Genomic DNA, 20,872 nt, shown 5'->3' with positions numbered 1-20,872 from the left:
CTGGAATAGCGCGCCCGTCATTGGTCCGCCGCGTCGAGTGGGGGCGGCGGATGTACTGAACCGGTTCGGTTCCGTCGCACTGTTTATTTCCCAGTCGCCGGTTGTGCGGCAGGCCACACCGAATCGCCGGGAGCGGTGCTACAGTCCGCGCTTTCGCGACCGGCGCGTGCCGGGCCGCGCGACGACGCGCGAGGCGGGAGGCGGCATGGCTGTCCACGCGACCGGGGAGTCCCGCCAGTGGTCGGAGTTCGGCCGCCGCCTGCGCGAGTGGCGGCGCCGGGCCGGGCTCACCCAGGCCCAGCTCGGTGGTCGGGTCGGCTACCACCACAGCCTCATCTCGAAGCTGGAGAGCGGCGTCCGGGTGCCGCCCGCCGACCTGGTCGACGCCCTGGACCGGCTGCTGGGCACCGACGGCGAACTGGCCGCGCTGTGCCGGGAACCGGTGCGCGAGCCCGAGCCGCCGCAGCGGACGCTGCTGTCCCTGTTGCCCGGCGCCCGCCCGGCGACCGCCCCGGTCACCGTGCGGTCCTGGCCTGCCGCGCTGCCGGTCGACGGGATCGGCTGCCCGCTGCACGGCCCGCTGGGGTGCCCGGTGCCGGACCTGGCGACCGCGCGTGACCTGCTGGCGCTGATCGGCCCGCGGCGGTCCGCGCCGCACGGGGTGGAGCCGGACCTGACGCACGTGCTGACCGCCCTGCTGGTCGAGTACGCGCACACCAGCCTGGCGAGCCGCCCGGACGACGTGTTGCCCGCCGTCGAGTGGCTGCTGCACGCCCTGATCCGGCTCGGTGACGGCGACGCCGAACCCAACGCGGCGCACCAGCGGCTGGTCGCGCACTACGCCGCGATCGCGGGCAGGCTGCGGATGCTGCGCGGCCAGACGGCGCTGAGCATGGCCTGGTTCGGCCACGGCCTGGCCCGCGCCGACGTGGTCGGCGACGTGCCCGCCCGGGTGCTGCTGCTCGCCGAGGTCAGCACGCTGGCCCGGCTCGACGGCGACGCCGACACGGCCCTGGCCTGCGGTCGGGCCATGGCCGTCGCCGACGGGGACCGGGCGTGGACCAGGGTGCTCGCCCAGGTCGCCCTGGCCAGGGGGCACGCCCTCGCCGGGGACGACGCCGAGTGCCTGCGCGCCCTGGCCGCCGCCGAGACCGGCCTGAGCCGCCTCGGCGAGCGCGACCTGCTGGAGGTCCCGTGGCTGGTCGGCGACCCGGGCAGGCTCCGGGTGGACGCCGCCGCAGGCGCCGCCCTGCGCGACCTGGCCGCGTTGACCGGTGACGCCGCCGCCGCCCGTCAGGCCGTCGTGGTGACCGCCGGGGCGTGCGCGCTGGTGCCGGACTGGATGCGCCCGGCCGGGCTGCTGCTGACGCTGCGGCTGGCCGACGCGCACGCCTGCGCCGGGGAGCCGGACGCTGCGGTCGCCGTTGCGGAGCCGGTGCGGGCCGAGGCCGAGGCGGCGGGCCGGGTGACCATCGCGGCGGAGTTGGCCGGGCTGCGCTCGCGGCTGGGCCGCCGCTGGGCCGCCGTGCCCGAGGTCCGCGCCTTCGCCGAATAGCGCCGGTCGGCCGTCCTCGTCCGTTCGGCGTCGCCGTGTGGCGTTGTCCGCATAGCACTTCGGCATAACGCGTCGACATAGCACCGTGGCATAACACAATTCCGGCGGGTGGAATTCCAGCGCGCCGTCGAGATATTCGCCTCGGGCTCCGCGTGAATGGGTGGGCGAATTCATGGGGAGGGGTTTGCCTGATGTTGACAAACGGGCGTTGCCGGCATGGACACCATTGACTGTCACATGGCCATATGTGAATGCTTCGTTGCGCTCGGTGACATCCGCCCACTCCCGCGGGCACCGGGCGAAAACCCTGCCCACGAGGAGCATCCACATGAAACGCAGAACGCTGACGGCCGGGGTCGCCCTTGCCGTGCTGGCCGGTGCGGCGGTCGCGGTGGCCGCGCCACCGGTGTTCGCCGGTCAGAGCCAACCGAACCAGGTCCAGGACCGGCAGGCGCTCGCCGTCTCCGCCGCCGACCGGGCCGCCACCAGCGGTCTCGACGCGCTGGTCAAGGGTCCGGACGAGACCTACACCCGGGACCAGGTCACCCCGTTCGTCAACGACCTCTACTCGGTGAGCTACCAGCGCAGTTGGCGCGGCCTGCCGGTCGTCGGCGGCGACGCCACCGTGCTGGCCGACGGCCAGGGCACCGTGCGCGGCACGGTCGCGGGCACCAGGGCGAAGGTGGCCGTCCCGTCCACCACCGCCAAGGTCGCCAAGGCCGACGCCGAGCGCACCGCCCGCGGCCTGCAGGCGAGCACCGCCAAGGTCGAGACCGGCAGGCTGGTCGTCAAGGTCACCGCGGACAAGCCCGCGCTGGCCTGGGAGCACCTGCTCATCGGCACCAAGAAGGCGGGCGGCCCGAGCCATCTGACCGTCTGGGTGGACGCCACCACCGGCGCTGTCCTGGACCAGGTCGAGGACGCCGCCGACGGCACGCTCAACAGCGAGTGGAACGGCCAGGTGTCCATCGACACCACCCACTCCGGCAGCACGTACACGCTGGCCGACCCGACCCGTCCGGGTCTGCAGTGCGCCGACTACAGCGGTGGCACCGTGTTCTCCAAGTCCTCGGACAGTTGGGGCACGGGTAGCGCGTCCAGCAAGGAAACCGGCTGCGGCGACGTCGTCTACGACGCCAGCCAGGAGTGGAACATGCTCCGGGACTGGTTGGGCCGCAACGGTCACACCGGCTCCGGCCGTAGCTGGCCCGCGAAGGTCGGCTTGAACGAGCTCAACGCCTACTGGGACGGCTCGCAGATCACCATCGGCCACAACTCGGCCAACAAGTGGATCGCGTCGATGGACGTGGTCGGCCACGAGTACGGCCACGGCCTCGACCAGAACACCCCCGGCGGCACCTCGTCCGAGGCCGGTCTCGGTGAGGGCACCGGCGACATCTTCGGCGCGTTGACCGAGGCGTACGCCAACAACCCCAAGGACACCCCGGACTACCTGGTCGGCGAGACGATCAACCTGCAGGGCTCCGGTCCGATCCGGAACATGTACAACCCCTCGCAGGTCGGCAACAACCCGAACTGCTACAGCGCGTCCATCCCGAGCACCGAGGTGCACGCGGCGGCCGGTCCGATCAACCACTGGTTCTACCTGCTGGCCGAGGGCTCGAACCCGGGCGGTGGCAAGCCGACCAGCCCGACCTGCAACAGCTCCAGCGTCACCGGCGTCGGTGTCAAGGACGCCGGGCGGGTCTTCTACGGCGCCATGCTGCTCAAGACCAGCGGCATGACCTACAAGAAGTACCGCGTCGCGACCCTGACCGCGGCCAAGAGCCTGGACCAGACCTGCAACCTGTACAACCGCACCAAGGCCGCCTGGGACGCGATCTCGCTGCCCACGCAGTCCGGTGAGCCGACCTCCTGCACCCCGCAGGGCGGCAACGAGTTCTCGCTCTCGCTCAACCCGTCCTCGGGTTCGGTGACCCAGGGCAGCTCCGGCACCTTCACCGTCAACACCCAGACCACCTCGGGTTCGGCGCAGAACGTGACGCTGTCGGCGACCGGCCAGCCCGCGGGTGTGACCGTGTCGTTCAACCCGTCGTCGGTGCAGACCGGCGCCGCGTCCACCGCGACCGTCCAGGTTGGACAGTCGGCGGCCCAGGGCTCGTACTCGATCACGGTGACCGCGCAGGGTTCCACCAGCCACACGGCGACCTACAGCCTCACCGTGGGGACCGGCAACCCGCCCGGCGACAACAACCCGCCGAACATCGACCCGGCCGCGATCCAGGCGCACCTGAGCCAGCTCTACACGATCGCGCAGCAGAACGGGAACACCCGTCGCGCCGGTAGCGCCGGCTACACCCAGTCGGTCGCCTACATCAAGGGCAAGCTGCAGGCGGCGGGCTTCACCGTGGCCGAGCAGAGCTGCACCAGTTGCACCTACGTGTCCAACAACCTGATCGCCGACTGGCCGGGCGGCGACGCCTCCCAGGTCATCATGTTCGGTGCGCACCTGGACAGCGTCTCGGCGGGTCCGGGCATCAACGACAACGGCTCCGGCTCGGCCACCATCCTGGAGGTCGCGCTGCAGTTGGCGGCGAAGAACCCGACCGTGGCCAAGCACGTCCGCTTCGCCTGGTGGACCGACGAGGAGCAGGGCCTCAACGGCTCCAAGCACTACGTCGCGCAGTTGACCCAGGCGCAGAAGACCGCGATCAAGGCCTACTACAACTTCGACATGGTCGCCTCCAAGAACGGCGGCTACTTCATCAACAACATCAACAGCGCCGCCTCCGCCCCCCTCAAGGCCTACTGGGACACCCTCAACCTGTCCCCCGAGGAAGACGTCGAGGGCGTCGGCCGCTCCGACGACTACCCCTTCACCCAGGCGGGCATCGCCGCCTCCGGCTACGCCACCGGCGCGTCGGCCCGCAAGACCGCCGCCCAGGCCCAAAAATGGGGCGGCACCGCCAACGCGGCGTACGACTCCTGCTACCACAGCGCCTGCGACACGACCAGCAACATCAACACCACTGCGCTTGATCGCTCCGCCGACGGCGTCGCCTACGCCCTCTGGAAACAGGCCGTCACCAACACCCCACCCCCGGTGAACGACTTCACCGTCGCGGTGAACCCCGGCTCCGGCACCGCCAAGCCCGGCGAGTCCGTCACCACCACCGTCTCAACCCAAACCACCTCCGGCTCGGCCCAAACGGTGACCCTGTCCGCCACCGGCGCCCCCACCGGCGTCACAGTGGCGTTCAACCCCACCTCCATCCAAACAGGATCGTCCGCCACGGCAACGATCTCGGTCGGCCAATCAGCAGCCGCAGGCACCTACCCCATCACCATCTCCGGCGTCGGCTCGGCAACCCGTTCGGCGTCGTTCACCCTCACCGTCAACCAGGGCAACCCCGGCGGCTGCGGCCAAGACGTCATCGTCAACGGCGGCTTTGAGAGTGGTACCTCCCCTTGGACCACCACCTCCGGCGTAATCGACAACTCCGCCCAGGAGTCTCCCCGCGCCGGTAACTACAAGGCATGGCTCAACGGCTGGGGCAGCCCCCGCACGGACAGCGCCGCGCAGACCGTCACCATCCCGGCGGGCTGCTCCAACTCCACGCTGACCTACTGGCTGCACATCACCACCGCCGAGACGGAAGCCGTCCAGTACGACACCCTGGCCGTCACCGTTAACGGCACCACCGTCGGCACCTTCTCCAACACCGACGCCAACGGCGGCTACGAGCAGCGCTCAATCAACCTCGGCCAATACGCAGGCCAGTCCGTAACCATCAAGTTCACCGGCGTCGAAGACGCCAGCCTCCAAACCAGCTTCCTCATCGACGACGTAACCCTCCAAACCAGCTAACCCACAAGGTGTGGGCGGACCACCGCTACCGGTGGTCCGCCCACACCGCCATACCCGCCCCGCGCGCCTCGAACCAGCCCGCCCATATCGACGAAGCCCCACTCCCGCCCCGCGCGCCTCGAAACCCGCCGATCCCAACCGCCCGTTGTGGTGGAGTTGTTTTGTTTGGGGGGAGCGGTGGCCTAAGCCGGCGGGCGGGTAAGGCCACGCTTTCCAGTGGCCCCGCCTTTTAGCCTTACCCAGGCTGCCGCTAGGGGCCCCAGACAAAACAACTTCACCACAACGGGCACTCAAGCATTATCTGGCGCCAATGGCCGGCGTCGCCGCCAGGCGACCAGGCCGAAATCCCGAACCCCTAACTCCCCCACTCCTTAGCCAACAGCTCAAACGACCGCACCCGATCAGCAAACTCATGCGTAATCGTCGTAACCATCAACTCATCCGCCCCAGTCACCCGCTGCAACGTCCGCAACCGCTCCGCCACATCCGCCGCCGTCCCCACGAACTGGGTAGCAATCCGATCCGCCACCAACGACCGAAGCTCATCCGTCCACTCAAACTCCGCGGCGTCCCGCGGCGACGGAAACGGAATCGCCCCCTCGCCACGACGAATGCTCAAAACCCACTGCCCATAAGGCGAAGCAAGCTCCCGCGCAGTCTCCCCATCCTCCGCAACCACCACATCCGCCGACACCATCACATACGGCTCAGCCAACGCCGGCGAGGGCACAAAAGCGGAACGGTAAGCCTCAACAGCCTCCAACACCGTCGACGGACTCACGTGGTAGTTGGCAGTAAACGGAAGCCCCAATTCCCCCGCGGCCTGAGCACTCGGCCCCGCCCCAGACCCCAACACCCAAACCTGCGCATCAGCACCTTCAGCAGCAGGCGCATGAAACACCCGCCCATCAGCATGAGTATGCCCGCCGGCGAAGTAAGCCAATACCTGCCGAACATGATCCCCGTAATCAACCTTCTCATCCCGAGCACCAAGAAGCCGCTGATTCGTCTCCAGCCGCTCCAACACCTCAGTCCGATTCAGCGTGGACCGGGGTTTCCCAGGAATCAGTAACCCATCCACCACCCGATCAACCGCAGCCGGAGCACTCACCGAGGCAAACCGCTTGACCAAGTCGGCCGCCTTCACCAACCCCGACCGCCCCAGCCCGAGGTCGATCCGCCCGGGATGCGCCAACGCCACCGTCCCGAACTGCTCAGCCACGGTCACCGCCGGGTAGTACCCCAGCAGCACCGCCCCCGACCCCACCCGGATCCGACTCGTCGCCGAGGCGATCAACGCCACCAGCACCGGCGGCGCCGACGCCGCCACCCCCGGCGTGAAGTGGTGCTCGGCCACCCAGTACCGCTGGTAGCCGAACTCCTCCGCCCGACGCGCCAGTTCGATCGTCTCCCGCAGCGCGTCGCCTGCGGTTCGGCCTGCCGCGATCGGCGCCAGATCCAGGATGGACAGCGGGGTAGCCACCGGAGGTCCCCTTCCTCGCCAGTATGGGTCCCCACCGACGCTACCCGCCTGGTCACACCCAGCCCGGGATGTGGGCACCCGGAATAGCCCCACCCCGGGTCGGGTTGTCTTCCCGCTCCACGCGGTGTGATGTCGCGCGCCTGCCTCAGCTCAACCGGCCAAGACCCGATGGGGTCCGATGGGAGCGGGTTCGCCCCCCGGTGAGGCACGAGGGAGTACTTGTGAGCGACAGCATCGACGGCCTGACCCCGCTGGACGCCTTGGTCGCGGGTGGTGGCCCCGGTGACGCGGCCACCCAGGCGGCGAGCCTGCGGATGGTCCTGGTCAACCGGGCCGTGCTCAAGGTCGCCGCGACCGGCACCATCCTCGGTGCCAACGAGACCGCGCTGACGTTCACCGCTCGCACCCTGGACGACCTGGTCGGCACCCCGTTGGCAGGCCTGTGGGAGCTGCCCGCCGCCGTGGTCGCCGGGCTGCTGGACGGCACCGGCGAGCGCGCCACCGACCAGCCGGTGCTCGACGGCGCCGGTCGGACCCGCTGGGTGCGGCTGGGCGCGAGCCCGATCGGCGAGGGCGCCGAGGTGCTGGTCGTGTGGGACGACCTGACCGACCGCTACCGCCACGCGCACGAACTGGCCGCCAAGCAGGCCGCGGTGAACTCCTCGATGGCCGTGCTGGAGCTGGGTCTCGACGGCAGCGTGCTGACCTCCAACGACAACTTCCTCGCCCTGCTCGGCTACACCCACGACGAGCTGACCGGTGTCCACCACCGGCAGTTGTGCGAGCCCGCGCACACCGCGAGCGAGGCCTACCGCAGGCTGTGGGACGGGTTGCGCGCCGGTCAGTCGTCGACCGCCGAGGTGAAGCGGATCGGCAAGGACGGCCGCGAGGTGTGGCTGCGCACGTCGTTCACCCCGATCCTGGACCTGGACGGCGCCCCGCACAAGGTGGTCGAGCTGTCCCTGGACATCACCCAGGAGAAGCTGCGCAGCGTCGAGGCCAAGGGCAAGGTCGACGCGATCGGCCGCGCGCAGGCCGTCATCGAGTTCGACCTGGCCGGGATCGTGCTCGACGTCAACGAGAACTTCCTGTCCCTGTTCGGCTACAGCCGGGACGAGGTCGTCGGCCAGCACCACCGGCTGTTCGTCGACCGGGACGAGGCCCGCGGCCAGGCGTACCGGGACTTCTGGCGCGGGCTCGGCCTCGGCGAGCACGCGACCGGCGAGTACAAGCGGGTCGCCCGCGGCGGGCACGAGGTGTGGCTGCAGGCCAGCTACAACCCGATCTTCGACCTGGACGGGCGGCCGTACAAGGTCGTCAAGTACGCGATGGACGTGACCGAGCAGAAGCTGCGCAACGCCGAGTTCGTCGGCAAGGTCGAGGCGCTCGGCCGCGCCCAGGCGGTCATCGAGTTCGACCTGGACGGCACCGTGATCAGCGCCAACCCGGTGTTCCTCAAGCTGCTGGGCTACTCGCACGAAGAGGTCATCGGCAAGCACCACCGCGTTTTCTGCGACCCGGTCTACGCGGGTTCCGCCGAGTACGGGCAGTTCTGGGAACGCCTGGGCCGTGGTGAGCACGACGCGGGTGAGTACAAGCGGATCGGCAAGGACGGTCGGGAGATCTGGATCCAGGCCACGTACAACCCGATCTACGACCTGGACGGCAACCCGTACAAGGTCGTCAAGTACGCCATGGACGTCACCCAGACCCGGCTGCGCAACGCCGAGTTCGAGGGCAAGGTCAACGCGATCGACCGCGCGCAGGCCGTCATCGAGTTCGACCTGACCGGCAAGATCCTCGACGCCAACGCGAACTTCCTCGACCTGGTCGGGTACAGCCGCGGCCAGGTCGTCGGCCAGCACCACCGCATGTTCGTGGACGCCGCACACGCCGCGAGCGTGGAGTACCAGTTGTTCTGGGAGCGCCTGGGTCGTGGTGAGCACGACGCGGGTGAGTACAAGCGGATCGGCAAGGACGGTCGGGAGATCTGGATCCAGGCCACGTACAACCCGATCTACGATCTGGACGGGCGGCCGTACAAGGTCGTCAAGTACGCGATGGACGTGACCGAGCAGAAGCTGCGCAACGCCGAGTTCGAGGGCAAGGTCGAGGCGGTCAGCCGGTCCCAGGCGGTCATCGAGTTCGACCTGGACGGCACCGTGCTCAGCGCCAACGACAACTTCCTGCGCACCATGGGCTACTCGGTGCGCGAGATCGTCGGTCAGCACCACAGCCTGTTCTGCACCCAGGACTACGTGACCTCCGCCGAGTACCGCGACTTCTGGCTGCGGCTGCGCAACGGCGAGTTCCTCGCCGGCCGGTTCCACCGGGTCGGCAAGTTCGGCCGGGACGTGTGGATCCAGGCGGGCTACAACCCGATCTTCAACCTGCGCGGCGAGCCGTTCAAGGTCGTCAAGTACGCCTACGACGTGACCGAGCAGGTCGCCCTGGAGCAGCGGCTGGCCAGCAAGACCGACCAGATGAGCACCGCCATCCAGGCGCTGTTCGACTCGATCGACGAGATCGTCCGCAGCAGCGCTCGGGCCAGCGACCTGGCCGGGCAGACCCAGCGCAACGCCGAGGTCGGCGCGCAGGAGCTGCACCAGTCGATCGAGGCGATCGGGCTGATCGAGCGGTCCTCGGACAAGATCGCCCAGATCGTCCGGGTGATCTCCGAGATCGCCGGGCAGACCAACCTGCTGGCGTTCAACGCCTCCATCGAGGCCGCCCGCGCCGGTGAGCACGGCGTCGGCTTCTCCGTGGTCGCCGCCGAGGTCCGCAAGCTGGCCGAGCGCTCGTCGGACGCCGCCCGCGAGATCACCGATCTGATCCGCGACTCGGCCGAGCGGGTCGGCCACGGCGCCACCGTGTCCCAGCGCGCGCAGGTCGCGTTCACCGAGATCCTGGCCAGCGTCGAGAAGACGACCGAGTCGATCAAGGTGATCGCCGAGTCGACCCGACGCCAGCAGGACACCTCCTCGGAGGTGAACGCGCTCATCAAGCAGCTCACCGGGGAGACCCGGTGACCGGCGTCGACCTGCTGTACGGGGCGTTCCTGGTCGACGGTCGCCGGATCGCGCTGCCGCTGTCGCAGTTGCGCGAGGTCATCCCGGCGCCCGACCGCCTCGAACCGCTGCCGATCCGCTCGGCCGCCGTGCGCGGCGCGGTCACCCTGCGCCACCTGGCCATCCCGGTCCTGAGCCTGCGTGACCTGGTGGGCGGCGACCCGACCGGTGAACCGGAGGTGATCGTGGTCGCCGCGCACGACGGCCACGTCATCGGTCTGCTCGCCGACGAGATCCTCGGGGTCGAGTCGGTCGTCCCGGACGACCTGTTCCACCTGCGCTTCGCGGGCGCCTCCGACGGCCTGTTCTCGACGAGCTTCGAGTCCGCGGCGGGCCTGGTCAGCATCCTCGACTTCGACGCCGTGACCGCGCTCCCGGGGGTTCCCTCGGTGCGCGATCGTGGACGTCAGGAGGAGGAGTTGCGGACCCACCAGCGGGAGACCGGGGCGTCGCTGAACACGGTGTTGTTGTTGCGCTGCGCGGAAACCCGGCTGTGCGTCGGGGTCGAGCACGTGCACTCCGTGGTGCCCGAACTGCGGGTGAAGCCGTCGCCGATGGCGAAGGGTGCCTGCGTGGGTGTGGCGGAGGTCGGCGACTCGTGGGTCGCCGTCGTCGACACGCTCGCCTTGCTCGGCCTGGGCACGCAGGCCGAACTGACGCGCGGGGTGTGCCTCCGGCTCGGCCGGGGGATGGTGGTGCTCGCCGTCGGTGAGGTCACCAACGTCGCGTCGATCGTGTCCGACGACATCATGCCGCCGCCGCGCGCGGTCAGGTCCGCCATGCCGTTCCTGGCCGGGACACTCACCGAGAACGACGTCCAACACCTGGTCATCGACTCCGACGCCGTCGTCGCCGACCCGGAGGTGCTCAGCCTCGGCGCGCTGACCTTGGCGGTCGTCGACACCCCGGACGAGGCTCCCGCCGTGGTCCGGGAAACCGACGACACCGGTCGCGCGGTGCGGCCCGCCACGCGGTCCATGCTGACCTACCGCGCCGGGATCGAGGTGGCCACCGACCTCATGCAGATCAACGAGGTCCTGGACTACCCGGCGGATGTGCTGCCGGTCAGCACGCCGGGCATCCTCGGCCTGTTCACCCACCGGGGCTCCGCCGTGCCGCTGGTCGAACTGGCGGACGCGCTGGGCAAACCGGAAACCGGCTCGTCGGAGCGGAAGGTCCTGCTGGTGGGCACGGGCACGGACCTGGTCGGGTTCGTGGTCTCCGCCCTGCACGCCATCGAGGACTCGGTGTGGGAGGAGACGGCGGGCTCAACCCACCCCCGCGGCTTCCCGCTGATCCGGGTCAGCGGCGACGGACCCGCGCGCACCCTGCCCGAGGTCAGCCTGGTGGATCTCGGTACTACGCGTCCGTGACTTCGGGTGCGCCCGGCAGCCGGCTCAGCCACTTCGCCGTGACGTGCCCCGCCACATCGACCCCTTCGTGCCGGGCCAACAGCAGCAGGTGGCACAGCGCGTCCGCGACCTCGTCCCCGAACGCGGCGTCGAGTTCCGCCGCGCTCGCGCCCTGGGACCGTCCACGCCCGGCGCGACGCAGGTACGCCTGGGCAACCTCGCCGATCTCTTCCTGCAGCTTGACCATGAACCAGTCGCCGTCCCGGGCGAACCCGTTGCGCGCCGCGTACGCCGCCGACACCGACTCGGCCTGATCGGCCAACTCCCCGAGCTCCATGGCCGGACACCGTACGGCATCCACTCGATCGGGTGGGGTTCCCTGCCGGTCAACCGGTGGGCACCCCACGGCAAGACCCCTCCCGGCCGCAGCGGCGATACTCGGCCATATGACTGCCACGACCCCGCTCGTCCGACACCCGCTCGACCCGCTGGCAGGCGCGGAGATCGCCCGTGTCCGCGAGGTCCTGGTCGCGGCCGGGCGGGTGGGTGAGACCACCCGGTTCCCCAGCGTGCTGCTGGTCGAGCCGCCGAAGGCCGAGGTCAGGAGCTTCGTCGAGGGCGACGTGTTCAGCAGGCGGGCGCTCGCGGTGGTGCTCGACGTGGCGACCGGGGTGGCCAGCGAGGCCACCGTCGACCTGGTCAAGGGCGAGTTGACGAGCTGGCAAGACCTCGCGGTCGGCACCGGGCAGCCCGCCGTCCTGCTCGAGGAGTACGACCGCAGCGCCGACCTGGTCCGCGCGGACGAGCGGTGGCAGGCCGCGCTGCGGCGCCGGGGAGTCGAGGACTTCAGCCTGGCGTTCGTCGCGCCGTTGTCGCCGGGGCACTTCGGCTACCCGGAGGAAGAGGGGCGCCGGGTTCTCCGCGCGTTGACCTTCCTGCGCGACTTCGAGGAGGACAGCCCGTGGGCGCACCCGGTGGAGGGGCTGCTCGCGAAGGTCGACCTGATCACCGGTGAGGTCATCTCGGTCGAGGACTCCGGCGACGTCCCCGTCCCCGCCGAGCACGGCAACTTCGACGCCGAGCACGTCGGCCCCGCGCGGACCACGCTGAAGCCGATCGAGATCACCCAGCCCGATGGCGTGAGCTTCACCGTCGACGGCAACGAGGTGACCTGGGAGGGCTGGCGGTTCCGGGTCGGGTTCAACGCCCGGGAGGGGCTGACCCTGCACCGGATCGAGTTCGCCGAGAACGCGGGGGAGTACCGGTCGGTCGCGTACCGGGCGTCGATGGCCGAGATGGTCGTGCCCTACGGGGACCCGGCGCCGTGGCGGTACTGGATCTCGTACTTCGACGCGGGTGAGTACCTGCTCGGCAAGAACGCCAACAGCCTCAAGCTGGGCTGCGACTGCCTGGGCGTCATCCACTACTTCGACGGTGTCGTCGCCGACGACCACGCCAACGCGGTGACGATCCCGCAGGCCATCTGCATGCACGAAGAGGACTACGGCATCCTCTGGAAGCACACGAACATCCTCACCGGCGCGGTGGAGGTCCGGCGTTCGCGCCGGTTGGTCGTGTCGTTCTTCGCGACCATCGGCAACTACGACTACGGCTTCTTCTGGTACTTCTACCAGGACGGCTCGATCCAGTTGGAGGCCAAGGCCACCGGCATCGTGTTCTGCGGCGCCGCCGAGCCGGGCAGCACCTCCCCGTACGCGGCGGAGATCGCGCCGGGGCTGATGGCGCCGGTGCACCAGCACCTGTTCTGCGCGCGGCTGGACATGGAGGTCGCGGGGGAGCGCAACTCGGTCGACGAGGTCGACGTGGTCGGCATCCCGATGGGGCCGGACAACCCGTACGGCAACGCGTTCACCACCACGACCACCCCGCTGACCAGCGAGTCCACCGCCCAGCGGATGTCGGACTCGACCAAGGCGCGCAGTTGGATCATCCGCAGCGCCGAGAGCGCCAACCGGCTCGGCAAGCCGCGCGCCTACCAGTTGATGCCGCACACCGGCCCGGCGCTGCTCGCCCAACCCGAGTCGACCGTGGCCCAGCGCGCCGCGTTCGCCACCAAGCACCTGTGGGTCACCCGGCACGACGAGGCGCAGAACTTCCCGGCTGGCGACTACCCGAACCAGCACCCGGGCGGATCGGGTCTACCGACGTGGACGAAAGCCGACCGGGATCTCGACGGCCAGGACCTCGTCCTCTGGCACGTGTTCGGCCCGACGCACGTGCCCCGGCCGGAGGACTGGCCGGTCATGCCGGTCGACTACAGCGGCTTCCTGCTGCGCCCCCACGGCTTCTGCGACCGCAACCCCGCCCTCGACCTGCCCGACGGCGCCAAGGGCTGCGCGCACTGCCCGCCGGGGCAATGCGGTTGTGGTCATTAGTCCTTTCGTCCGACGACCGAACGTTCGTCTCCGTTTGTTGCCGATAGTGGTCCCGCGGTTGGCGGGATGGCGACGAGAAAGCGGCCCGCCCTGGACTTCGGGGTGGGCCGTTCTCGCGCGCGTGCCGGTTTCCGGTCGGCGTGTCCAGCGGTTCCACGGTTTTTCGGTATTTCTACGGACACCGGGGGTGTGCGCGCGGGCGCAGGCTGTTCGCCACACCGCCGCGCCCCGTTATCCCCTAGGATGGTGCTTTTCCCTGTGAACGTTCTGTCCATTGAGGACGTGTACGTGCACCGGTCGGGTCTGCCGATCGTGCGCGGTGCGACGGTCACCGTGGCCAGGGGCGCGGTCACCGTGCTGCTCGGCGCGAACGGGGCGGGCAAGACGACCCTGCTGGAGGGCATCTCCGGGGCCATCCCGATCGCCTCGGGGCGGATCACCCTCGGCGGCACCCGGGTGGAGCGGCTGCGCGCGTGGCGCCGGGCGCGGGCCGGGTTGGCGCACATCGAGCAGGACCGCACCGTGTTCCGCGATCTGTCCACTGAGGACAACCTGCGGGCCGCCTGTCCGCCGGGGCGGGCGATCGACCCGGTGCTCGACCTGTTCCCCGAGCTGCGCAAGCAGATCTCCGCGCCCGCCGGGCTGCTCTCCGGCGGCGAGCAGCAGATGCTGGTGGTCGGCCGGGCGCTGCTCGGTCGGCCCAAGGTGCTGCTGATCGACGAGATGTCCCTCGGCCTCGCCCCGATCGTGGTGGAGCGGCTGGCCAGGGCGGTGCGCAGGCTGGCCGACCACGGCGTCGGCGTGCTGCTGGTCGAGCAGTTCGCCAACCTCGCGCTCAGCATCGCCGACCGCGCCTACGTGATGGCCCGCGGTGAACTGGTCTACGCGGGCGACGGGTCCGCGCTGCGCGCCGACGGCAGGTTGCTGCACGCGCTCTACCTCGGCGAAACCCGCCACTGAACCCCGCCACCGAACCCGCGACTGGAGTCTGAAGTGGACACTGCGCTGGAGTCTCCCCGGTCGCGGCAGGCCGCGCGGCCAGCCAGACCGCTCGTCCTCGGCCTGGTGGCCGCGGCGGTGGTGGTGGCCGTGCTGACCGGCGTGGCGAGCAGCTACCAGTTGTTCGTGCTGACCACGGCCGCCGTGTCGGTCGTCTTCATGCAGAGCTACGGGCTGATCACCGGCCGGGCCGGTGTCATCTCGCTGTGCCAGTTGTCCTTCGCGGGCATCGGCGCCTGGGTGGTCGGCTGGGCCAACGTGGCCGACGTCCCCGGCGGCTTCTACGTGTGGCTGCTGCTCGGCGGCCTCGCCGCGGTGGTGGCGGGCCTGCTCATCGGGCTCCCGGCGTTGCGGCTGCGCGGGGTGAACCTGGCCGTGGCCACCTTCGCCTTCGCCACCGCGCTGGACGTGGTGTTCGGCGGGGTCGCCTACCCCGGCCTCGACACCTACGACTTCGTGCGCAGGCCGGACCTGTTCGACACCGACGAGGCCTACTTCGTGCTCACCGCGATCGTGGTCGCGGTGATCTTCGTGGCGCTCTACTTCCTGGACCGCAGCCGCCTCGGTGGCGCGCTGGTGGAGATCCGGTACTCGGAGCGGGCCGCCGCGGCGCACGGCATCAGCGTCACCATCGGCAAGCTCGCCGCGTTCGCGCTCAGCGCGTTCGTCGCCGGCATCGGCGGCGGGTTGATGGCCGGCCAGCTCGGGGTGCTGACCGCGGGCAACTTCGCCTCGTTCACCTCGGTCACCCTCTTCGCCATCGCGCTTTTCGTCGGCACCAACCACATCGAGGGCGCGCTGGCCGGTGGTCTCATCGGCGCGGTCGTGCCCGAGGTCATGGACTCCATCGGCATCCCGCAGGACCTGGCCGCGCTGCTGTTCGCCGTGGGCGCCATCCAGGTGCTGCGGATGGGCGGCAGCCAGACCGACCTCACCCGCTCACGCTGGCGGCGCCGCAGGCTGGCGAAGAACCCGCCGGTGGCCGCGGTGCCGCACGTGTCGGTGTTCGGCCCGATGCGGCCGGTGCGGGTGCTCGGCCGCGGCGCCCCCGCGCTGGAGGTCCGCGACCTGCGGGTCGCCTTCGGCAACCTGGTCGCGGTCAACGACGTCAGCCTGGTCGTCCCGCGCGGGCACGTGGTCGGCCTGGTCGGGCCGAACGGCGCGGGCAAGTCGACGTTGATCAACGCCGTCACCGGCTTCGCCGCGGGCTACACCGGCCGGGTCCTGCTCGACGGCAAGCCGATCGACGACCTGTCCGCCCACCACCGCGCCCGCGCGGGTGTGCGCCGCTCGTTCCAGCAGTTGCGGGTGCCGACCGCCATCTCGGTCGGCATGTTCCTGCAGGTGGCCGCGGGCCGGTCGGTGTCGCCCAAGGAGATCGACGAGCAGCTCGCGCTGTTCGGCTGCCCGCCCGCGGACACCCCGATGGAGGCGGTGGACGTGGCCACCCGCCGGTTGCTGGAGGTCGCCGGGCTCGCCGTCGGCCGCCCGCCGGTGCTGCTGCTCGACGAGCCCGCCGCCGGCCACTCCGCCGACGAGACCCGGCTGCTGGTGGAGCGGCTGGTGGAGATCCCGGAGCGGTTCGACACCTCGCTGCTGCTGGTCGAGCACGACATCGAGGTGGTGCGGGCGACCTGCGACCAGGTCGTGGTGCTCGACTTCGGCCAGGTGATCGCCGCCGGTCCGCCGGAGCAGGTGCTCACCGACCCGGTCGTCATCGCCGCCTACCTCGGCGAGTCCCGCACCCGGCACTGACCTCCCCGCGTCCCCGTCCCCGATCCCGTCCGGAGCGCCCCGCATGAGAGCGGCAACCAAGTTAGGCAGCCTCGCCACCGCGGCGGCGCTCGCGTCCACCCTGCTGACCGGCTGCAGCTCCGACGACAGCATCAAGATCGGCGCGATCGCCGGGCTGACCGGCAGCTTCATCACGGCCGAGGTGGTCAAGACCGCGCAGCGGGTCTTCGACGACGTCAACGACCGGGGCGGGATCGGCGGCCGGAAGATCGAGTTCATCGTCAAGGACGACACGGGCAACCCGCAACGCACCGCCCAGGTCGCCAGGGAGCTGGCCGACTCCGACATCGTGTCGATGGCCGCCTCGGCCAGCTTCACCGACTGCGACGTCAACGACGCCTTCTACCGGCAGAAGAAGATCAGCTCGGTGATGGCCGTCGGCGCCAGCGCCAAGTGCTACCAGAGCCCGAACATCGCCCCGGTCAACGTCGGCCCGTACACGCTGATGACCGCCGAGTTGCTGTTCGCCTCGGAAACCCTCAACGACACCCGGCTGTGCAACTTCACCGTCGTGCTGCCCGGCTCGGAGGACCCGGTCAAGAAGGCGCTGGACCAGTGGTCGCGGATCACCGGCAAGCACCTGGTCGTCAACGACCTGACCGTGCAGCAGTCCGGCGACCCGACCCCGTACCTGTTGCGCGCCAAGCAGGCGGGCTGCGACGCGATCATGTTCAACCCCACCGAGCAACTGGTGGTGCCGTTCCTCAAGGCGGCGCGCACCCAGGGCATGGCGGGCACCGACTTCCTGTTGCTGGCCTCGGCCTACACCGACAGCGTCGCCAAGACCGTCGGCGGGCTCGGTCTGAAGGTCTACGCCGGTAGCGAGTTCGAGCCGTTCACCGCCGACTCCGCCGCCAACAAGGACTGGCGGGACACCGTGGCCCGCGCGAAGGCCCCGGCCACCGCGTTCTCCCAGGGCGGCTACCTCGCCGCGAAGTTCACCGTGGACGTGCTCAGGAGCATCCGCGGCGACATCACCCGCGACTCGGTCAACAAGGCCCTGCGCGCCATGCGCCCGATCAGCGACCCGATGGTGGGTAACCCGTTCGTGTTCGGCCCGGAGCAGGTCCACCAGCCGAGCAAGACCTGCAAGATGGTCCAGCTCCAGGGCGGCACCTGGGTCCCGCTCGGCGACTTCATCACCGTTCCCGCCGCCAACTGACGGCCCCAAGCCCCGCTGAACCCCGTCGAGCCCGAAAGGCCCCAGCCCGTGCTCCAGTTGTCCGCGGCCATCGCCGGATTGGTGACCGGCGGCGCGTACGCCCTGATGGGGTTGTCCACGCTGCTGACCTACCGGCTCGTGTCGGTGGTGAACTTCGCCCAGGCCGCCGTCGGCGCCTTCGGCGCGTTCGCCATGGTCGTGCCCTACGAGGACGGCGTGCCGCTCTACCTCGCGGTGCCCACCGGCATGGTCATCGGGGCGGTGCTGCACTGCGCGCTCGGCGCCGTCATGGTCCGCTGGTTCTCCGAGGCGAGCGAGGGGGTCAAGGCGGCGGTGACGATCGCGGTCTACGCCGGTCTGGTCGCCGTGGGGCTGCGGTTGTTCGGCGCGCAGCACCCGCACCGGTTCCCCAGCCCGTTCGACGCGCCCGCGTTCACCACCGGCGGCGTCGTGGTCACCTGGACCGCCGTGGTCACCCTGGTGCTGGCCATCGCGTTCGCCGTCTTGCCCGCGGTGCTGCTGAACCGGACCCGCACCGGGCTGCTGCTGCGCGCCCAGTCGGAGCGGCCGACCACGGCCGAGCTGATCGGGGTGCGGGTGCCGCGGCTGTCCATGGTGGTGTGGGCGGTCGCGGGGGCGGCCAGCTCGCTCGCCGTCATGATCATCGCGCCGCAGTTGGCCAGCGACTTCGGCTCGCAGGCCGGGCTGATCACCCCGGCGCTGGCCGCGGTGCTGGTCGGCGCGTTCCGCAGCTTCCCGCTGACCCTGGTCGGCGGGCTGGCCCTCGGCGTGCTGCAGGGGGTGGCCAGCACCTGGACCGACGTGCAGCAGTTCCGCGGCGTGCTGCCGTTCGTGGTCATCCTGGTCGTGCTCGTGTGGACCCGGCGCGCCGATCGTTGGGACGAGCCCGCGTAGTCACCCCACCCGGGGGTGGGAAGGAGGTCGATCGGAGGATTTTGGTGCCCTGCCGGGATCTTTTGGTCTACGAAGGGAGACTTATAATGTATCCTGTTGAGGCCGCTCGCCCGACGCGCCGCGTCCCGTGCTCGACGGCGTGCCCGTGTCCGTGAGCGAGGAGACCGCATGAGGCCGAGAGTGACCGTGGCCGCCGTGCTGCGCGAGTTCAACGCCCCGTTGGAGCTTGAGGAGCTCCCGCTGCCGGTCGACCTGCCGCCGGGCGCCGCGCTGGTCAAGGTGCTCACCGCCACGCTGTGCGGCACCGACGCGCACCTGTGGCAGGGCGTGCTGCCGTTCGCGGGCCTGCCGATGGTCCTGGGCCACGAGACGGTCGGCGAGGTCGTCGCGCTCGGCCCGTACGCGGGCGAGGATGCCCTCGGCCGCCCGGTCGACATCGGCACCCGGCTGGTCTGGTCGGAGTCCGTCTGCGGCCACTGCCACGCGTGTACGGTGCTGCGCCAGCCGGTGTTGTGCGCCGAACGCGGCTACGGGTTCCGCCAACGCGCCGACAAGTGGCCGTTCGTCGTCGGCGGGCTCACCCAGTACACCTACCTCCCACCGGGCGCGCACCGCCTCGTGGTGCCGGACGACATCCCCCACCGGTGGGCGGCGGCCGCGGGCTGCGCGGTGAAGACCGTGCTGCGCGCGTTCGCCAACGCGGGCGGGGTCCGGCCGGAGTCCACAGTGGTCATTCAGGGCGCCGGGCCGCTCGGCCTGGTCGCCACCGCGCTCGCCAGTACGGCGGGTGCGGGCCGGGTGATCACCATCGGGGGACCGGCCACCCGGCTGGCCATCGCCGCGCGCTACGGGGCGGACGTCACCATCTCGGTCGACGAGGTGTCCGACCCGGACGAGCGGGTGGCCAGGGTGGAGGAGTTGACCGAGGCCAGGGGCGCGGAGTTGGTGTTCGACTTCGCCGGGTCCCCCTCGGCCAACCGCGAGGGCGTGCTGATGTGCGGCCTCCGTGGTAAGCACGTCGTGGTGGGGCTCACCGGCCCGCAGGCCATGCCCGTCCCGATGGACGTGGTGTTGAGCCGGGAGATCCAGGTCATCGGTTCCCTCAACGGGGACGTGTCCGACCTGGACCGCTCGCTGCGGTTCCTGAACGCCTTCCGCGACCGCTTCGACTGGGACGCCATGTTCGGCGAGCCCGTTGGCCTGGGCGGTGCCGACCAGGCCATCAAGGACATGGCGTCCATGGCGGCGGTCAAGGCCGTCGTCGACCCAGCACTCGACTGTGAGGAGATCTCCGGATGACCACCAACCCCGTTGACCCCAGCCCGCTGGCCGCGGTCGCGTCCGGCTTCATGGCCGCGAAGCAGTTCTTCGCCGCCAGCGAGTTGGGCATCTTCGCCGCGCTGGCCGCTGGTCCGGCGACCTCCGCCGAGGTCGCCGCGAAGGCGGGCGTGCCAGAGCGTTCGGCGCGCATCCTGACCGACGCCATGGTCGGCCTCGGCCTGCTGACCTACGCCGACGGCAAGTACACCAACACCGAGGCCACCGCCGCCTACCTCTCCGGTGGCGACGGCCTCGACCTGCGCCCGTGGCTGGCGTTCTGGGACGCGCTGAGCTACCCGCACTGGTTGGGCTACACCGACTCGATGCGCACCGCCGAGCCGCAGCCGTTCGACATGGGCGGCGAGCGGATGGGCACCTTCATGGGCGGCGTCCAGACCTACAACTCGCTGCACGCGCAGCAGTTGGCCGAGGTCTACGACTTCACCGCGCACGAGAACCTGCTCGACCTGGCGGGCCTGTCCACCGCGTTCCTGGACGAGGCGCACAAGCGCAACCCCAAGCTGCGCGGCGCGTTCGTCAGCACCGACATGATGCTGCAGATGGCCAAGGGCGGCGCGCCCGAGGGCTTCTCGGACTACGTCGAGTTCCACGAGGCCGACCCGCTGACCCAGTCGGTCCCCGGCCACTACGACGGAGTGCTGCTCGAGCACGTCCTGCACCGGTTCACCCCGGAGGAGAACAAGACCATCCTGACCAAGGCACGCGAGGTCGTCGACGCGGGCGCCAAGCTGCTCGTGCTGGACTTCCTGCTCGACGCCTCGGACGGCCGCCGCCTCGACCCGGTCCTCGCGGGTGAGTACCTGGTCATCGACGGCACCGTCGTCTACCCCGAGGACGAGGTCAAGGGCTGGCTCGAGGCCACCGGCTGGCGCTGGGTGGAGACCCGCCCGGTGCCCGGCTCGCCGCGCGTCATCGTCGCGGAAGCCGTGTAACCAGCCGTACCGCAACAAACCGCAGGCAGCACTGTCGCTGAAGGGA

Annotated in this window: 13 protein-coding genes; 11 read left to right on the top strand and 2 right to left on the bottom strand. The window is 70.4% G+C overall.

The genetic code is table 11. The annotated features are described in order from the left end of the window. Positions 1 to 205: 205 nt before the first annotated feature. Together H504_RS33080 and H504_RS0103325 are read left to right on the top strand one after the other, a co-directional pair. A complete protein-coding gene (locus H504_RS33080; protein ID WP_051385439.1) occupies positions 206 to 1,555 on the top strand; it encodes a helix-turn-helix domain-containing protein in 1,350 nt (449 codons plus the stop codon). A 328-nt stretch (positions 1,556 to 1,883) separates the two neighbouring features. After that, on the top strand, positions 1,884 to 5,384 hold the full coding sequence (locus tag H504_RS0103325; RefSeq protein WP_026421612.1) for a M20/M25/M40 family metallo-hydrolase: 3,501 nt from the start codon (positions 1,884 to 1,886) through the stop codon (positions 5,382 to 5,384). 355 nt (positions 5,385 to 5,739) lie between these two features. Here the strand turns inward: H504_RS0103325 and H504_RS0103320 are convergent, their stop codons facing one another. Beyond that, positions 5,740 to 6,867, bottom strand: coding sequence for an LLM class flavin-dependent oxidoreductase (locus H504_RS0103320; RefSeq protein ID WP_035303184.1), 1,128 nt, complete (start codon positions 6,865 to 6,867; stop codon positions 5,740 to 5,742). A gap of 221 nt (positions 6,868 to 7,088) precedes the next feature. On the opposite strand from H504_RS0103320, the gene H504_RS0103315 reads away from it, so the two are divergent. Together H504_RS0103315 and H504_RS0103310 are read left to right on the top strand one after the other, a co-directional pair. After that, positions 7,089 to 9,896 carry a PAS domain S-box protein gene (locus H504_RS0103315; protein WP_245614057.1) on the top strand — a complete coding sequence of 936 codons (2,808 nt, stop codon included), beginning with the start codon at positions 7,089 to 7,091 and terminating at the stop codon, positions 9,894 to 9,896. Beyond that, positions 9,893 to 11,308 carry a chemotaxis protein CheW gene (locus tag H504_RS0103310; RefSeq protein ID WP_026421609.1) on the top strand — a complete coding sequence of 472 codons (1,416 nt, stop codon included), beginning with the start codon at positions 9,893 to 9,895 and terminating at the stop codon, positions 11,306 to 11,308. The genes H504_RS0103315 and H504_RS0103310 overlap by 4 nt, the downstream gene beginning before the upstream one ends. Here the strand turns inward: H504_RS0103310 and H504_RS0103305 are convergent. After that, entirely contained in the window at positions 11,295 to 11,624 is a 330-nt protein-coding gene (locus H504_RS0103305) for a nucleoside triphosphate pyrophosphohydrolase family protein (RefSeq protein ID WP_026421608.1), read from the bottom strand. The genes H504_RS0103310 and H504_RS0103305 overlap by 14 nt on opposite strands. Before the next feature lie 109 nt (positions 11,625 to 11,733). On the opposite strand from H504_RS0103305, the gene H504_RS0103300 reads away from it, so the two are divergent. From H504_RS0103300 to H504_RS0103270, 7 genes are all read left to right on the top strand, one after another. Next, complete coding sequence (locus H504_RS0103300; protein ID WP_026421607.1) at positions 11,734 to 13,683, top strand: primary-amine oxidase; 1,950 nt, start codon at positions 11,734 to 11,736, stop codon at positions 13,681 to 13,683. A 258-nt stretch (positions 13,684 to 13,941) separates the two neighbouring features. Beyond that, positions 13,942 to 14,643: an ABC transporter ATP-binding protein gene (locus H504_RS0103295; RefSeq protein WP_026421606.1), complete on the top strand. Its 702-nt coding sequence runs from the start codon at positions 13,942 to 13,944 to the stop codon at positions 14,641 to 14,643. 33 nt (positions 14,644 to 14,676) lie between these two features. Then, the gene (locus H504_RS33075) at positions 14,677 to 16,437 is read left to right on the top strand and encodes a branched-chain amino acid ABC transporter ATP-binding protein/permease (RefSeq protein WP_035303182.1); all 1,761 of its coding nucleotides are present in this window, start codon (positions 14,677 to 14,679) and stop codon (positions 16,435 to 16,437) included. Between the two features lie 43 nt (positions 16,438 to 16,480). Continuing rightward, on the top strand, positions 16,481 to 17,638 hold the full coding sequence (locus H504_RS0103285; RefSeq protein WP_026421605.1) for an ABC transporter substrate-binding protein: 1,158 nt from the start codon (positions 16,481 to 16,483) through the stop codon (positions 17,636 to 17,638). 48 nt (positions 17,639 to 17,686) lie between these two features. Continuing rightward, positions 17,687 to 18,553, top strand: a complete 867-nt coding sequence (locus H504_RS0103280; protein WP_026421604.1) for a branched-chain amino acid ABC transporter permease — start codon at positions 17,687 to 17,689, stop codon at positions 18,551 to 18,553. Positions 18,554 to 18,721: 168 nt separating this feature from the next. Next, positions 18,722 to 19,852, top strand: a complete 1,131-nt coding sequence (locus H504_RS0103275; RefSeq protein WP_026421603.1) for a zinc-binding dehydrogenase — start codon at positions 18,722 to 18,724, stop codon at positions 19,850 to 19,852. Beyond that, on the top strand, positions 19,849 to 20,826 hold the full coding sequence (locus H504_RS0103270; RefSeq protein ID WP_026421602.1) for a methyltransferase: 978 nt from the start codon (positions 19,849 to 19,851) through the stop codon (positions 20,824 to 20,826). The genes H504_RS0103275 and H504_RS0103270 overlap by 4 nt, the downstream gene beginning before the upstream one ends. Positions 20,827 to 20,872 lie beyond the last annotated feature (46 nt).

It is taken from the genome of Actinokineospora inagensis DSM 44258, assembly GCF_000482865.1.
GTDB classification, from domain to species: Bacteria; Actinomycetota; Actinomycetes; order Mycobacteriales; family Pseudonocardiaceae; genus Actinokineospora; species Actinokineospora inagensis.
Note: the sequence above shows the minus strand (reverse complement) of the source record. Positions and strands in the feature narration are given on the sequence as shown.

Bases quoted from the DNA above. Each gene is read 5' to 3' on its own strand.
- H504_RS33080 (WP_051385439.1), top strand. From the start codon at position 206: ATGGCTGTCCACGCGACCGGGGAGTCCCGCCAGTGGTCGGAGTTCGGC.
- H504_RS0103300 (WP_026421607.1), top strand. From the start codon at position 11,734: ATGACTGCCACGACCCCGCTCGTCCGACACCCGCTCGACCCGCTGGCA.
- H504_RS0103285 (WP_026421605.1), top strand. From the start codon at position 16,481: ATGAGAGCGGCAACCAAGTTAGGCAGCCTCGCCACCGCGGCGGCGCTC.
- H504_RS0103305 (WP_026421608.1), bottom strand. From the start codon at position 11,624: ATGGAGCTCGGGGAGTTGGCCGATCAGGCCGAGTCGGTGTCGGCGGCG.
- H504_RS0103325 (WP_026421612.1), top strand. From the start codon at position 1,884: ATGAAACGCAGAACGCTGACGGCCGGGGTCGCCCTTGCCGTGCTGGCC.
- H504_RS0103270 (WP_026421602.1), top strand. From the start codon at position 19,849: ATGACCACCAACCCCGTTGACCCCAGCCCGCTGGCCGCGGTCGCGTCC.
- H504_RS0103275 (WP_026421603.1), top strand. From the start codon at position 18,722: ATGAGGCCGAGAGTGACCGTGGCCGCCGTGCTGCGCGAGTTCAACGCC.